The sequence below is a fragment of the Mucilaginibacter sp. OK283 genome (genome assembly GCF_900110415.1).
Lineage (GTDB): Bacteria > Bacteroidota > Bacteroidia > Sphingobacteriales > Sphingobacteriaceae > Mucilaginibacter.
Map to the genome: position 1 here is coordinate 634,606 of NZ_FODR01000001.1, position 16,175 is coordinate 650,780.

9 protein-coding genes are annotated in these 16,175 nt (G+C 44.2%); 7 read left to right on the forward strand and 2 right to left on the reverse strand.

The window, feature by feature from the left end:
- The first annotated feature begins 23 nt into the window (after positions 1 to 23).
- Positions 24 to 2,816: a S8 family serine peptidase gene (locus BMX56_RS02750; RefSeq protein WP_090640359.1), complete on the forward strand. Its 2,793-nt coding sequence runs from the start codon at positions 24 to 26 to the stop codon at positions 2,814 to 2,816.
- 62 nt (positions 2,817 to 2,878) lie between these two features.
- Here the strand turns inward: BMX56_RS02750 and BMX56_RS02755 are convergent, their stop codons facing one another.
- Positions 2,879 to 4,123, reverse strand: a complete 1,245-nt coding sequence (locus BMX56_RS02755) for a DUF4153 domain-containing protein (RefSeq protein ID WP_090640363.1) — start codon at positions 4,121 to 4,123, stop codon at positions 2,879 to 2,881.
- A gap of 207 nt (positions 4,124 to 4,330) precedes the next feature.
- Positions 4,331 to 4,456, reverse strand: coding sequence for a hypothetical protein (locus BMX56_RS30455; RefSeq protein WP_255369754.1), 126 nt, complete (start codon positions 4,454 to 4,456; stop codon positions 4,331 to 4,333).
- Between the two features lie 273 nt (positions 4,457 to 4,729).
- On the opposite strand from BMX56_RS30455, the gene BMX56_RS02760 reads away from it, so the two are divergent.
- The 6 genes from BMX56_RS02760 (at position 4,730) to BMX56_RS02785 (ending at position 15,953) form a co-directional block, all read left to right on the forward strand.
- A complete protein-coding gene (locus BMX56_RS02760; RefSeq protein ID WP_090640367.1) occupies positions 4,730 to 6,154 on the forward strand; it encodes an inorganic phosphate transporter in 1,425 nt (474 codons plus the stop codon).
- Positions 6,155 to 6,164: 10 nt separating this feature from the next.
- Complete coding sequence (locus tag BMX56_RS02765; protein ID WP_090640374.1) at positions 6,165 to 6,986, forward strand: universal stress protein; 822 nt, start codon at positions 6,165 to 6,167, stop codon at positions 6,984 to 6,986.
- 301 nt (positions 6,987 to 7,287) lie between these two features.
- Positions 7,288 to 8,394 carry a metallophosphoesterase family protein gene (locus tag BMX56_RS02770; protein WP_090640377.1) on the forward strand — a complete coding sequence of 369 codons (1,107 nt, stop codon included), beginning with the start codon at positions 7,288 to 7,290 and terminating at the stop codon, positions 8,392 to 8,394.
- Between the two features lie 234 nt (positions 8,395 to 8,628).
- The gene (locus tag BMX56_RS02775; protein WP_177183693.1) at positions 8,629 to 11,043 is read left to right on the forward strand and encodes a Kelch repeat-containing protein; all 2,415 of its coding nucleotides are present in this window, start codon (positions 8,629 to 8,631) and stop codon (positions 11,041 to 11,043) included.
- Between the two features lie 241 nt (positions 11,044 to 11,284).
- The gene (locus tag BMX56_RS02780; protein ID WP_090640387.1) at positions 11,285 to 13,462 is read left to right on the forward strand and encodes a hypothetical protein; all 2,178 of its coding nucleotides are present in this window, start codon (positions 11,285 to 11,287) and stop codon (positions 13,460 to 13,462) included.
- Positions 13,463 to 13,670: 208 nt separating this feature from the next.
- Entirely contained in the window at positions 13,671 to 15,953 is a 2,283-nt protein-coding gene (locus BMX56_RS02785; protein ID WP_090640391.1) for a GH92 family glycosyl hydrolase, read from the forward strand.
- Positions 15,954 to 16,175: the final 222 nt, after the last annotated feature.

Below are 16,175 nucleotides of genomic sequence, written 5' to 3' on the forward strand. Positions count from 1 at the left end.
CTTATTTTTATTAAACTTAAAGCATGGTTAAAAAATTACTGCCTTTTGTTTTTTTGCTTTGTTTTAAGTACTCATGGTCGCAGCAAACAGCGGGCGACAAAATGATCAGAAACCTTTATTCGGCAGCAAATAAACCTGCATTAGCCGATTCTGTTAATTATTATGTTGTTAAGGCCAATAAACGGCCATTTGCGCCCTCCGCAAATGCGCACATTATAAAAAGACTTTCATACAATTATTACATTATAACTTCAAACAAATCCATTCCGCAAGGTGCGGATTTTGAAATAATAGCCCCTGCAAATTCCTTGTGGAAAGCATCAGATAACCTTGCCCTGGCCACTCAAAAGCATGCTAATAGCAGTAAAATAATTGCCGTTGATATTACCCTGAATAATGCCGCCGCAGAAAACGAAGTAAAAAAGTATAGCGAAATAACCGCCGCAAACGGCAACAGGGTAACAGCCAATATCCGTGTTAACAGGCTAAATGAATTATTACAGCAGCCTTATGTTGTTTTTGCGGATAATACCCGCAAGGCGCACGCCGAACTGGCAATCAGCGATATCGACCTGGGCGCAAATACCATCAGCACAATACAAAGCATTTACCCCGGCATTAACGGACAGGGCATCAATGTAAGTATCAAGGAGAGCAGGTACGATAACGATTTGGATCTGCTTGGCCGTACCTTTGAATCATTCCCGGCATCTGCTACAACGTCCGGGCATGCTACTACCATGGCTACGCTTATTGGCGGCAATGCAAATTCGTTCATAAAAGGGCTTGGCGCCGCACCTAAGGTGCGCTTTACATCTGCCGATTTTATCAATCTGTTTCCGGATAGCACCGTTGTTTTTAAAACGTTTGATATCGGCTTGCAAAACCATTCCTACGGTACCGGTATCGAAAACTACTACGGTGCCGAAACCGTGGCCTATGATGAGCAGGTAGCCGCAAATGACAGCATTGTACACGTGTTTTCGTCGGGCAATGTCGGGCTCAATGCACCTGCTACAGGAGTTTATAATGGTTTGACAGGTGTAGCCAATTTATCGGGCGATTTTAAGCAGGCAAAAAACGTGCTGGTGATAGGCGGTACAGGCCGTACAAACCTCCCCGAAGATTTAAGCTCTGGCGGCCCGGCCTATGATGGACGCATAAAGCCGGAGCTGGTTGCAGATGGCGAGGACGGAACATCGGGCGCCGCTGCCCTGGCTTCGGGCGCTATTGCTTTATTGCAACAGGCGTATAAGCAAGCGCATAGAAATTTACCCCCTGCTGCATTAATTAAAGTATTGCTTATCAACTCGGCCGATGATATAGGCAACTCCTACGTCGATTTTAAAACCGGCTATGGCAGGTTAAATGGCCTGGAAGCGATGCGCACCTTACAGGAAAACAGGGTTAATAACGGAGCGGTAGGCAATGGCGGGCAAAGCGATTTTACGGTAGAGGTACCTGCCGGCTCAAAAGAGTTGAAGGTATCAATAGCCTGGACAGATCCTGCGGCGGCGCTAAATGCACCCACTGCGTTGGTTAATGACCTTGACCTGTCAGTTTCCGGCCCCGATGGAAAAACCATTTTACCCTGGACGCTAAGCAGCTACCCATCGCTCGACTCGTTACACAAACCTGCGCAAAGGCTGATAGATACCATAAATAATACAGAACAGGTTGCCATTGCAAACCCGGCCGCCGGGATTTACACCATACACGTAAAAGGCAGGAAAGTGCCACTGGGGTCGCAAAAGTTTTATGTGGCTTATCAAGCAATCCAGGCAAATAAGTTCGAGTGGGTTTACCCTGTTGCTGCAAGTCAGCTTTTTGCTGCCGACGATAATTACCTGCGCTGGCAAAGTTCCTTTGATACGGCAATGGGTAGGCTGAGTATCAGTTATGATCACGGAGTCACCTGGAAAGCCATTAATAATGTAACGCTGAAAAATAATTATTATAACTGGCAGGCCCCGGATGCATTCAGTACGGCCATGTTGAAAATGGATATTGGCAATAACTCGTTTTTAAGTGCCGAATTTAACATCTCTGCCCCGGTAGGGTTGCGCGTTGGTTATAACTGTACACAGGGTACGTTGTTGCATTGGTCGCCACAACAAGGCAGTACAGGCTATGTTGTTTACACTATAAAAGATGATGTTTTGCAAAAACTAAGTGCGGTAACAGATACATCGGTTATCATCCCAGCAGGGCAGCAAACCTCCAAATATTTTGCGGTAAGCGCTACTGGTAATGGTTTTGAAGGCTTAAAAAGCTATACCATTGATGTTACCACGCAGGGCGTGGGCTGTTATGTGAAAACATTACTGGCGAATGTAACAGGCAATAAAGTTTTATTAAATCTTTACCTGGGCAGTACCGTGAACCTAAAATCCATTACCTGGGAAAAAATGACGGGCCCGGCTTCCTTTACATCAATCGGCACATCGGCGGTAATAGCAAACCAGCTTGGTTACCAGTTTACAGATACCGCCCCCAAACAGGTACAATATTACCGGGCCAAACTAACCACCGCCGATAACCAGGTTATTTATACCGATACCGTAAAAGCCGTTGTGTTGCAAAACAAGCAGTTTGCCGTGTACCCAAATCCGGTTGACAAACAATTTACCGTTTTAAGCGGCGATATCAATAATTACGATTTTAAATTGTATGACGCCAGCGGTAAGCTCAGCATAACCCAAACGCTTAATAACCTGCAAAATACTGTGCCGGTGAACCTTAATCCCGGCATTTATGTTTATGTAATTTCTTTAGGGGGGCATGTGGTGTATAATGGTAAGCTGATAAAACTGTAGGTGCTGTAAACCTAATATACAAGCGCTATTGGTTTGTTCATCCGCATTGCTGATCGGTCTCTTTATTTAAATCCAAATATCAGCGGGAATATAAAGGTTACTATGATTGTCCATATAAAGTAAATAGGGAGGTAGAAGGCAATAGTTTTGCCTACGCCGGTTATGTCGGCTTTTTTGGAAAGCACCTTGAAAAGTTGCGTAGTTACCAGGAGCAGATTAATCAAAATTAAAACGTTGCCACCCAAAATCGCAGCCCTGTTTGGCGTTAAGCCCCATTCCGAAATCCGGAACAAGATGGCAGAAAGCGCAACGCCATTAACTACTATGGTTAAAACCGACAGCAGAAAAAGAATCCAGGTTTCTGTATAACTTTTAGTTGCCTTAGATGCTTCGGCAACCGAAAAGAAAATAATGGCCATAACACCGACTAACAGGGCGTTAAAAACCAGTAAGAACTCCCTATTGTTATAGGGGTTTTTACCGGAATAAACTATTGCTATAAGATAGATCACCAGCATCATTATTACCAGCGGGCTAAATATTTTGGCAATTACAGGGGAAACCTTACCCACTAATTGCGGATTAGCTTCGGTAAGACAGGTACCCACAATCGGCACCGCCGCAAGCCCCACAATTACAACATTTTTAAAATAAAACTCTTTAATATCAAAACCGATAAGCGAAAAAAGTCCGAGGGTTATGCCTGTCATTATTGCGCCTGCTATCAATATAAGGGTCGTCATTACTACCAGGTCGCCGTTATATTTTAAAAAGCGCAGCCGTTTCTCCCCGTCATTTCTCATCTCACCAACAAAAGCAAAACCTAATACCGACCATAGAAATAAGAGTAAGTGGATGCACGATAAAATTAGGGTGTCGCTTTTTTGGGCAATGGGAAACAAATTGATAAAAAGTGCACCCGCAAGTGTGGCACCAACAATAAAAGCAATTTTAGCGGCCGATAATTTGTTCTTCCAGGCAAAGTAAACCGTTAACAGGGGGAAAACGATAAACCCGATGTTCCTGGGATAAAAAAACTCTTCGTCGATATGAAAAACTGCAGGTAACTTTGCTATAAAGCCTGCTGCCAACGAAGCAACTATCACAAATAACAACTCCCTGCCTGTGCCCCAGTTAATCTCGTCACTTTCGTAATTCAGCCTTTCATTCCAGCAATCAGCAAGTGTATTGCCTTTAAGCCCGGGGTATAGGGTACTGAACGCTCGTTTAAAAGTCGTCTTGTTGGCCCGGTAAAGTTTTTCGAGTTGACCGGGATCGTTTAGATGGCCGAGTATTTCGTCTTTCATGAGTTTGTATTTTAAAACGTTTTGGTTAAAATCTTCAATTTTGAATTTTTAAAGCCGTTTAATTCCACTAAGCGCCATTCATCCCTAAAACAACATCAAGCCACTGCGCACTAAGGCATTTAATTACGAGTTTTTGCTGTTTGAAAGCACTTTGCTTTTCAAAGTTAATATTCATTTTCATTAAAACAAATACAATCAATAGATTTTTTAGCTGTCAGCGGATATAGAGTGGAAACGGCCGAACAGGTAACGAAAAATTTCGGCTATCACATTCACTTTATACGGGTTGTTGTGCGCTCTGATGGCAGGAATGCCGGTTTTAAGCCAGTCCATAAAAGATAAGTTGCTGAAAAAACATTTGCCTGGTTTGACATAATATTATGCGGAAATTATGAACTCCAGCCTGATCCATCTAAAAATATGGTCAAACTATTGGCAATAAAATTGTTATTGAACAAATTTAAACAGGCCCTTAATAAAAATGGTAAACAATTAAATAACAAACAATTAACCTGAAATTGGTATTAAAGCAATGTTTGAAGCGGTTATTTGAGAGCAGGTTAAAAAGGCTAAAATAAGCCTGCCGGGGTACAAACATAATTTGATATGCATATTTCAATACTCGCAGCCACACTTCCTTTTATCGGTCAGGTTAATTTAAGCGGTTATTTACTGGTTGTCTTTATCGTCTGCATCCTGGCCGTTATCGGGTTCGAGTTTGTGAATGGCTTTCATGATACAGCCAATGCGGTAGCTACCGTAATATACACCCGGGCTTTAAAACCAGTATATGCTATTCCCTGGTCGGGCTTATGGAATTTTTTAGGCGTGTTTATGGGTGGTGTAACGGTAGCCATGGGTATTTTAAAGCTGGTGCCGCTTGATGCCTTGATGACTTTGCCCGTGAGCGTAGGTGCCTGCCTGGTATTATCGGTGTTGCTCGCGTCCATTATCTGGAACCTGGGCACCTGGTACCTGGGTATTCCATGTTCCAGCTCGCATACCATGATTGGCGCCATGATTGGCGCCGGCCTGGCCTTTACCTGGTACTACCATGGCCCCGGGGTAAATTGGGGTAAAGCCGAAGAGATAGGCCTGTCGCTTGTTCTATCGCCCATTATTGGTTTTGGTGCCGCAGCCCTGCTCATGTTGTTTTTAAAGCATGTAACCAAATCACATGCCTTGTTTCATATCCCAACCGGCGAAGATGACCGTCCGCCAATTTTAATCAGGCTTTTGCTCATCACCACCTGTACCCTGGTTAGTTTTTTTCACGGCAGTAATGATGGGCAAAAAGGCGTTGGCTTATTTATGCTGATCCTGATAGCGTTTTTACCTGCCCGGTTTGCCGTTAATCATCATATAAGTAATGATAAAGTTTTGGCGGCGTTTAACCAGGCCAGCCTCGTGATAACTAAAAATACCTCTGCAAACAATGCCCCCAACGGTGAATTTATAAAACTGGCAGATATAATTGCCCGGGCAAAAGCTTCGCTGGCCGAAAAAAATGAAACAGATGTTGCCAAAACTTACCGCTACCGTAAACAGGTAGAGGCGGCTGTAATAGCAATCAGGACGGTACTTAAAGACAATAAGATTCAGTTATCTGAAAATGACCGGGCCATGCTTACAGCTGCCTCGGACGAGTTGGAGCATGTAACAGATTTTGCGCCGGTGTGGGTTATCGCTATCATTTCCGTATCGCTTGGGTTGGGTACCATGATTGGCTGGAAAAGGATTGTAGTTACCATTGGCGAAAAAATTGGTAACGAACATTTAAGCTATGCGCAGGGGGCCACATCCGAAATTGTTGCAGCATCAACCATTGGGCTTAGTACGGCATTTGGTTTGCCGGTGAGTACTACACATGTGCTTTCAAGCGGTATTGCCGGCGCTATGGTTGCTTCGGGCGGTAAGGGCAATCTTAATAATAAAACAATAAAAAATATTGCGATGGCCTGGGTGCTTACTTTACCGGTAGCAATAATTTTAGCATCTTTATTATTCATGTTTTTCCATTTGTTTATTTAAAAGGCCAAAAATGAAACAGATTCTTGTTGCTTCCGATTTTTCAAAAAGCGCAGCCAATGCAATGGCTTACGCTATGGAGCTGGCCGTTGTACTAAACAGGGATGTTTGCGTTATACATGCCATACACCCTACCGAAGGCATTAACAACAGTACTTATAACGCTATTTTTATTGAAGACTACTATACCAACAAAAGGGAGGCTTTAAAGGAATGGGCGGCCGAATTTACCCGGCAGGAAGCTTATGCTTCTGTAAAGGTTAGCACGCTTTGCGATGTTGGTTTTTTGAAAAACGTAATAACCCGTTATGTTGATAAAAACCCTGTGGAGCTTTTGGTAATGGGCATAACCGGTGCAACAGGTATTGCCGGTATTGTGGGCAGTAACGCAAGTATGATGGTAAGCAGGGTGAAAACGCCTACCTTAATCATCCCGCTGGAAAGCAAGTTCTCCAGGGTGCCGGTGATTACGCTGGCTACAGATTTTGAAACCCGCCTGTCTGCCGAAGATGTAAACGCTTTGAACGAGATGGTGCAGGCATTTGGATCCGCTAAAATGCAGGTGCTGTATGTAGCAGATAAGCCCGACGATAAACATATCAAAACAGGAGAGGCCAAATTAAGCGGCTTAATCAAAAATGCCGAACTTGATTTTAACTATATTAACAACAGCAGCGCTATAAACGGTATTGTTGATTTTGTACAAACGCACGAAACCGACATCCTTTGCCTGGTTAAACATCATCATAACATTGTTTACCGGCTATTTACCCGAAGCACGGTGAACCAGGTAATGAACAAATCAGTGAAAGCTATCCTGGTACTGCACGAATAACATAGTTCTATAAACCGTTAATACCCGCTGCTTAAATCAGGGAAATCGCTTTTGAAATTGATAAGATTTATTTCGCGCAAAGACGCTAAGATACAAAGCGATTTGCTTATTTTCTCTTAGCGCTTTTGCGTCTTGGCGCGAAAAACCTGTAAACGCGATTATATAAACAATTGCTCTGACAGAAATAGCTCAACGTAATTAATTATAAAATCTTAAACGCGATTTCCCTGCTACTTAAACTTTTGTTCACCCTCAATTTATATTTGTTTGGTATGTTTGGTCTTTCGATGATTAACACTAAATGATAATATCCCCTAAATATACCACCCCCGTTTTTAAAAAAGATCAGCCTGACGATACCTATAAGTTTTTGCCGCCTCCGCCGCCGTCTGGAAAGTACCCCTACCATTTAAATGTTAACGACATATTGCCCGGTATAAACGATAACCGCATGTTATTTCATGTAGTGGGCGATACCGGTGGCTTTCGCGATCCGGATTTTCAGAAAAGGGTGCCCGATGCCATGGCCGCCCAGTATCAAACTTCGGCGGCGGCAAACAAACCTTCGTTCCTGTATCACCTGGGCGATGTAGTGTATAGCCATGGCGAAGAAAAATATTACAAAAGCCAGTTTTTTGATCCCTATAACAATTACCCCGGCCCTGTATTTGCCATAGCCGGCAATCACGACAGCGACATAAACCCCAATGCCGATAAGCCATACCAAAGTTTGAATGCCTTTGCTGCTGTTTTTTGCGATACCCAACAACGGGCAATACCATTTGCCGGCGACAGCCCGCGCAAAAGCATGGTGCAGCCCAATATTTACTGGACGTTGGATACACCGCTTGCAACTATCATTGGCTTGCACAGCAATGTGCCCAAATATGGCGTAATTACGCCAGAGCAGCGGGAGTGGTTCCGGCAGGAATTAAAGTCATCTGTACAAAACCACCCGGAAAAGGCATTGCTTGTTTGTATCCATCATGCACCATACTCTGCAGATGTTAATCATGGCTCCAGCTTACCCATGATCGAATTCCTGGAGGGCGCATTTACAGAAACCAATGTTTGGCCCGATATGGTTTTTAGCGGGCACGTACATAATTACCAGCGTATCAGCAAGCGTTATCCAAATGGCATTACAGTGCCATACATCGTAGCCGGCGCAGGTGGCTTTGATGAGCTGCACCCCGTAGCCCATACCGATGACGAGCGTTTTAGTGCCGAAAGCGAAGTTCTGTATGGAGCCAAACTGGAGTATTCGTGTGACACCCGGCATGGTTTTGCCAAGGTAATATTGGAGCGTACAGATAATGGGTTAAGCCTGGGTGCGGAGTATTATGCGATACAGGATAAAGAGGCCATTCTTGTGGATGCCTATAATAAATTTGTGCCGGAGAGGTAATAAAGAGATTCCCCGTTTGCCATACTTAAAAAAAACATATTTTAGCACTTGCGTTCAACAGCAGGCCATTCCCCTGGTCCCGGGGATTTTAGACAAGTGTATTCAATGACAAAAGCGAGCCGGATTTTATTACTTCATCCCTGGGTATATAGGATTTTGGTTTTTGCTGCCGTCCTTGGCTCGTGCTTAAAATTACAGGCGCAGGGCTTACAGTTCAACTCGAACGATAGTTTAATGGAAAAACGGACGTCCTATTCCGTTTTTAAACAGGAAAGCCCCACATTTAATGATGAATTAACCGTCGCCTTTCAGCTGGCTTTATGGGATAATTCGCACCTGGGCTATGTTTTAAACCTTGCCGATAGTAAAAACAATTCCTATAGCCTCAGTTATATTTATTTGAACGGCACCCCTTACTTAAATTTCAATATCGACAGTAAGAGCAATAAGATCACCATTCCGCTGAGCGCTGCCCAGCTATCAAAAAGGACATGGACAGCCATCAAAATCAAGCTGGACCTGCGTGGGGATAAAGCAACAGTGTGGGTTAACGGTAAACCGTATGGCGCTTCGGGCTTTAGTTTCACCGGCAGCATCAGCCCGGTAATTACCTTTGGCAAAAATTCGCGTTACTCCGATGTGCCCAATATGGCCATCTGCAACCTGGAAGTTGGCGATGCCTCCCAGGCTTATTCGTTCCCGTTAGATGAATGGGAAGGCCAAAACGTGCACAGCAGCAATGGCGACGAGGTTGGCTTTGTTGAAAACCCGGTTTGGCTTATTAATGAATCGTACTTCTGGAAGCCGCGGTTGTCAAAAAGCTTTAACGAGGTTGTGGGCCTAAACTTTAATCAGCAAAAACAAAGCATGGTGCTGTTTGGCAGCAACTCGGTAGTGCAATATAATGTCAGGAATGATGAGGAATCATCCGGTTCCTATCAAAACCCCTTGCCTATGCCCCTGTTACTGGGCAAAAGCATTGTTAACCCCAGGCAAAATAAGCTGTATGTGTATGAGGTTAACAACGCCCCGGGCAACCCATCCGGCCTGGTATCGCTTGATCTTTCGAGGTTAAACTGGGAGGTTAAAGGAAACGCAGCCTTGCCATCGCAACGGCATCACCATAATGTGTTTTACGATAAAGATTACCGCGATCTTTATTTATTTGGCGGCTACGGGTCGTTTAGGTACTATAATGATTTTTTTAAGTTTGATACCCTGAAACAGGTTTGGCAGCCTGTGGTTTTTACCGGCGACCATATCGATCCGCGATTTTTTTCGGCCTGCAGCGTTGCCGACGCGAATAACGACGTGTATATATTTGGCGGTATTGGCAATCAATCGGGTAGCCAGGTTGTAGGTGGCATGCATTTTTATGATTTGTACCGGGTTAACCTAACCAGCCGCACCATCAAAAAACTATGGGAAATTAAGCCTGATGAAGAGGCTTTTGTGCCTGCCAATAACCTCGTCCTATCAAAGGATGGAAAATATTTTTATGTGTTATGTTACCCGCACGAGCGGCCTAAAACCAGCTTAAAGCTTTATAAATATGCTATTCAAGATGGATCATACGAGGTTGTAAGCGGCGAGATTCCGGTAACATCTGAACGGATTGAAACCGATGTTAACCTGTTTTTTAATAGTGATGCGAACGAATTTTATTGCACCACGCAGGAGTTTACTTCGCCTGTAAAATCGGGTGTCAAAATTTATTCGCTGGCATTTCCCCCGGTAAGTTATGCCGCTTATTTAAAATCGAAACAGGCTAAAAGCACAACAACCGGTTTGTATAGCTACGTTGCAAGGCTGGCGGCGGTACTACTTGTAGCCGGTGGAGCATTCATCTACCTGAAAAGGAAAAAAGCCAAACCGGTGCCCGATGCTGCTGATTTAACCCAGGATGAAAGCCAATTGGAAATTATCGGCAACAAAGCTAATGCGGTTTATTTGCTGGGCGCATTTGCGGTGTATGATAAAAACGGCAAGGATATTACCTACCTGTTTAGCCCTAAAATTAAACAGCTATTTATTTTGATTTTGCTGAGCAGCCGCGATAAAAACGGTGTAACCTCCAGGCGTATTTCAACAACCCTTTGGGCCGATAAAGATGTGGCCAAAACAAAAAATATCAGGGGTGTTACTTTAAATCACCTGAGAAGTATTCTTGCTGACCTGGATGGGATTGAGCTGGCCTATATCAATGACACCTATAGCTTCACTGTTTCGGACGACTTTTTTTGCGATTATTTTGTGGTGCAAGCCAGCCTTAATAACAGGCAGGGGGCGGCAGAATTGGAGGTTCCGCATTTTGATTTGATGGCACGTGGCGGCCTGCTGCCGGCTATGCCCGATGTTTGGCTGGATGATTTTAAGGAGGAGTACGAAGAAGCTTTAATGCCGGCTTTGCAGCCTGTAATAAAAAACACCTATGATGAGGGGCAGTTTAAAAAGGCTCTGGAGATAAGCCGGCTGATTTTAAATATCGATCCGTTTAGCGATGCGGGCATTGAATATAAACTGAAAGCCATCAGGCGCACCAGGGGTATTGAACACGCCCGCCGCACCTATGATGATTTTGTAGCCGAATATAAAAGATCATTAGGGATTGATTACCCCATACCATTTGATAAAATTTGTGGTAAATAGGGGGCGTTATAGAACGATTAGTGTTAAGTTAGAAGTGCTCGTAAATCTGACTTATCCTTTTTGACTTAGAACTTAAGACTTTCGACTAAAGACCTTCCATCATTCCCGGTTAATAATGCGATTAATTTTAATGGGTTAATGAAATTTAAACCGGGTTAACCCATTTATTAACCCTTGTTTTAATACCACCTATCCTATTATTGTGTGGTATTAAGCGGCACCTACCGCCCTGCACCTATCTATGAAAAACATTTTTGTTTCCTGTTGTTTAACTATGCTGGCGTCTGCCGTTTTTGCGCAGCAGGCACCGGCACCGTTAAAAGAGAAGACTGCTTTCCAAACCGCCAGCCCCTGGATGCCTGAGATTGACGTCCGTAGCGATATTGCCATTGTTTACGGTACCAACGACCACCCCGGCATGACCTTTGAACAGCGCGTACAAACCTGGCGCGACCATGATTATCAAACCAACTTCATGACCGGCATAGCCTGGGGAGATTACAAAGATTATTTCCTGGGTAAATGGGACGGTAAAAACCACCTGGGTGTTGGGCAGGTTACCCAAAAGGGCGATACCATTTTTCATGGCAGGGATATGCCATATGTAGTGCCCGATGCCTCGTTCATCGAGTACATGAAAACGGCGGTTATTAAAAGAGTAATTGATGTTGGCATCACCAATATATTTTTAGAAGAACCTGAATTTTGGGCACGTGCAGGCTATAGCGCAGGCTTCAAAGCCCAATGGCAAAGCTATTACGGTTTCCCTTGGAAGCCGCAGGATGCATCGGCCGAGAATACCTACCTATCCAGCAAATTAAAGTATCACCTGTATTATGATGCCATTGAAAAAGTATCATCTTACGCTAAAGCCTATGGCAAAAGCAAAGGCCTAAATATAAAGGTGTTTATCGCCACGCATTCGCTGGTTAACTATTCGTCGTGGCAAATTGTTAGTCCCGAGGCCAGCCTGGCTTCGCTGCCCGGTATTGATGGTTATATAGCCCAGGTGTGGACCGGTACCTCGCGCGAGCCGACTTATTTTAACGGCCTTCAAAAAGAACGCGTATTTGAAAACGCCTACCTGGAATATGGGTCGATGGTATCCATGACGGCGCCAACCGGCCGCAAAATGTTTTTTTTAACCGACCCAATTGAGGACAGGCAAAAGGACTGGAGCGATTATAAACTAAATTACCAGGCTACCTTTACGGCCAAGTTGTTGTACCCAACGGTATCTGATTATGAGGTGATGCCCTGGCCCGAGCGCATTTATACGCATCCCTACAAGGTTGCCAATAGTAACGAAAAGATCCTGATCCCCCAGTATTACTCTACCCAAATGCAGGTGATGGTTAACGCCCTCAATAGCATGCCTCCATCAACCAATAAAGTAACGGGTGTGAACGGGATTGGCGTGTTGATGAGTAATACACTGATGTTTCAGCGTTTCCCTACCCATAACGGGTTCGAAGATCCGCAGTTCTCAAACTTTTACGGCCAAACATTGCCGCTGCTAAAACATGGCGTTCCGGTACAAACGGTGCACATGGAAAACCTGGGCTATGCGGCATCGCTTAAAAATATCAAGGTGCTGGTGATGAGTTATGCTAATATGAAGCCCATATCGGCCCAAATTCACCAGCAATTGGCCGCCTGGGTAAAACAGGGTGGCATATTAATTTATTGCGGCCGGGATGATGACCCTTACCAGTCGGTTATGGAATGGTGGGATACCAAGGGGAATAACTTTAAAGCGCCATCGCAACATTTATTTAAACTGTTAGGCGTAAACCCTGATGCCGGCGGCCAAAATTTTAAAGTCGGTAAAGGCGCGGTATATGTGTTAAGGCAAAATCCAAAAGAATACGTACTACGGGCCGATAACGACGGTAATTACATCAGCACCGTTAAACAAGCCTATGAAAAAGATGCCCATGCAGGTACCTTAACGTTTAAAAATAGCTTGTACCTGCCCCGTGGCCCTTACGATATTGTAGCCGTAATGGATGAAAATGCCGATGGCAAGCCTTATACCGTCAAAGGCCCGGTAATTGATCTGTTCGATCCGCAGTTACCGATTTTGGCCGAAAAGGTGATCAATCCCGGCGAGCAGGCATTGTTATACAATGTTGTACGGGTAGCAAATAAAAACACACCCCAGGTATTAGCTTCGGCTTCAAGGATCTATGACGAAAAAGTTGCAGCCGGCAACTATTCTTTTATAGCCAAAAGCCCGGTAAAAACGCTTAACAGCGCGCGGATTTTATTACCGGGCCAACCAAAGCAAATTATTATAACCGATAGTAAAGGGCAAAATATTACTGATGTTAAAACATCATGGGATACCTCATCAAAAACCTTATACCTGGGCTTCGCCAATAGTCCCGATGGTATAACGGTTGAGTTGAAATGGTGAACGATACTTTTTGAGAGAAAGTTGATTAATACTTCCGTGCGTGAATTTTCATGCGCGGGAGTTTTTTTACTTATGGCAGATTGCCATATTCGCACCGAAAAGAAATTATTAGAACAAATAACAAAGCAAATACATCCGACGATATCAACAGCAGCTTTTATAATAGCCGCTGTTGCTTTCATCACCCTTAAAAAACAAACTCCGATTAATGAAAAAACTATTCTTACTGGCCCTGGCCTGTTTACCGGCAGCTGCAATTGCCCAGCAAAGCGCCAGGGTAACAGACCCTGTTGAATTGATTAACCCGCTGATGGGTACAGCATCCAAACCATCCTTGTCAAACGGAAACACATACCCGGCCATCGCCCTGCCATGGGGCATGAACTTCTGGACACCGCAAACCGGTAAAATGGGCGATGGTTGGCAGTATACTTATGATGCTGATAAGATCCTCGGTTTTAAGCAAACCCATCAGCCATCACCATGGATGAATGATTATGGTATGTTTTCCATCTTCCCCGAAACTGGCAAGTTAAAGCTGAATGAGAAAGAACGCGCCAGCTGGTTTTCGCACAAAGCCGAAATTGTTAAACCCTACTACTACAGCGTTTACCTGGCCGATTATGATGTAACTACCGAAATTACCCCAACCGAGCGTGCTGCAAGCTTCCGTTTTACCTTCCCTAAAAGCGATAGCTCACATATTGTAATTGACGCTTTTGACAAAGGATCGTACGTAAAGATTATCCCCGGCGAGCAAAAGATTGTAGGCTACAGCACCAAAAACAGCGGCGCTGTACCGGCTAACTTTAAAAACTACTTTGTTATTTACGTAGATAAGCCTTTTGCGCTGGCATCGGCATGGCACGATTGGAAAAAAGACGACGGCCAGCTGGAATACACAGGCGACCACGCGGGCGCGGTTATCACCCTGAAAACCACCAACGGCGAACAGGTGCATTTAAAAGTAGCTTCGTCATTTGTAAGTATTGAACAGGCCGAGCTTAATTTAAAGCGCGAACTGGCTGATGATAAATTTGAAGTTACCTGCCAGAAAGCCAAAGACACCTGGAACAAAACCCTGAGCAGGCTGAATGTAGAAGGCGGCACCGTGGAGCAAACCAAAACATTTTACAGCAGCTTGTACCGGATGCTTTTCTTCCCTAATAAAATGTACGAGATAGATGCCAAAGGCGAAAAAATTCACTACAGCCCTTTCAATGGTAAGGTGATGCCCGGTTATTTATTTGCCGGTACAGGCTTTTGGGATACATTCAGGGCCTTGTACCCGTTCCTGAACCTGGTTTATCCCTCTATCAATAAAGAGATGCAGGAAGGTTTGATAAATGACTATAAAGAAGGCGGATGGCTGCCCGAATGGTCGAGCCCGGGCTATGCCGATTGTATGATTGGTAATAATTCAGCCTCGGTAGTTGCCGAAGCTTACCTGAAGGGTATGCGTGGTTATGATATTGAAACATTGTACCAGGCGCTTAAACACGGTGCTAACAACGAAGGACCAAACGCAACCGGCCGCAGGGGAGTGCAATATTATAACACCCTTGGCTATGTGCCTTACAACGTTAAAATAAATGAGAATGCCGCACGTACCTTAGAGTATGCTTACGATGATTTTGCGATATACCAATTAGGGAAAGCTTTGGGCAAACCAAAATCAGAGATTGATATTTATAAAAAACGCAGCCAGAATTACCGTAACATCTTCGATCCGCAAACTAAGCTGATGCGCGGTAAAAACCAGGATGGTACTTTTGAAACGCCATTTAATCCGTTTAAATGGGGCGATGCCTTTACCGAAGGCAATAGCTGGCACTATAGCTGGGGCGTTTTTCATGACATACAGGGCCTTATAAACCTGATGGGCGGCAAGCAACAATTTGCGGCCAAACTGGATTCGGTATTCAGCATGCCGCCCACGTTTGACGATAGCTACTATGGCGGCGTAATACACGAGATCCGCGAGATGCAGATAGCCAACATGGGGCAGTATGCGCATGGTAATCAACCTATCCAGCACATGATTTACCTGTACAACCATGCCGGCCAGCCATGGAAAACCCAATATTGGGCACGCGAAACGATGAATAAATTGTATAAAGCTACCCCCGATGGTTATTGCGGCGATGAAGACAACGGACAAACATCGGCCTGGTACATCTTCTCGGCCATGGGCTTTTACCCGGTAACACCTGCCAGCGATCAATACGTTTTAGGTGCGCCCTTATTTAAAAAGGTAACCATTAATTTAGAGAATGGTAAAACGGTGACTATTACCGCGCCCAACAACAGTGCCGCCAACAAATATGTAAACAACCTTACTATTGATGGCAAGCCCTACACCAATAACTGGGTGAGCCACAAAGGCCTGTTAAACGGCGCTGAATTGAATTTTGATATGATTGCTACCCCCAATAAAGAACGTGGCACAAAAGACGCCGACGTGCCTTTTTCGATGAGCAACGAAAAATAATTCCCAATATTGTATAGGTTTAAAAAGGGCTTGTGTTTTCACAAGCCCTTTTTAATTAATCATTTATTTTTCAGCGAGTTAATAAATTGTAACATTTTGTTTACTTTAAAGAAAATGATATTTAATATGAATTATTTGTAATAATAGATATTGGTTAATAACTCCATCTGATAGGCTTTTTCTGGCTTTTTTGTGGCTCCGCTGACATTGTTGCAAAACTAT

What these genes read in the sequence shown, in the direction of transcription:
- BMX56_RS02750 (WP_090640359.1), top strand. Translation starts at nt 24, where the DNA reads ATGGTTAAAAAATTACTGCCTTTTGTTTTTTTGCTTTGTTTTAAGTAC.
- BMX56_RS02755 (WP_090640363.1), bottom strand. Translation starts at nt 4,123, where the DNA reads ATGAAAGACGAAATACTCGGCCATCTAAACGATCCCGGTCAACTCGAA.
- BMX56_RS30455 (WP_255369754.1), bottom strand. Translation starts at nt 4,456, where the DNA reads ATGGACTGGCTTAAAACCGGCATTCCTGCCATCAGAGCGCACAACAAC.
- BMX56_RS02760 (WP_090640367.1), top strand. Translation starts at nt 4,730, where the DNA reads ATGCATATTTCAATACTCGCAGCCACACTTCCTTTTATCGGTCAGGTT.
- BMX56_RS02765 (WP_090640374.1), top strand. Translation starts at nt 6,165, where the DNA reads ATGAAACAGATTCTTGTTGCTTCCGATTTTTCAAAAAGCGCAGCCAAT.
- BMX56_RS02770 (WP_090640377.1), top strand. Translation starts at nt 7,288, where the DNA reads ATGATAATATCCCCTAAATATACCACCCCCGTTTTTAAAAAAGATCAG.
- BMX56_RS02775 (WP_177183693.1), top strand. Translation starts at nt 8,629, where the DNA reads ATGGAAAAACGGACGTCCTATTCCGTTTTTAAACAGGAAAGCCCCACA.
- BMX56_RS02780 (WP_090640387.1), top strand. Translation starts at nt 11,285, where the DNA reads ATGAAAAACATTTTTGTTTCCTGTTGTTTAACTATGCTGGCGTCTGCC.
- BMX56_RS02785 (WP_090640391.1), top strand. Translation starts at nt 13,671, where the DNA reads ATGAAAAAACTATTCTTACTGGCCCTGGCCTGTTTACCGGCAGCTGCA.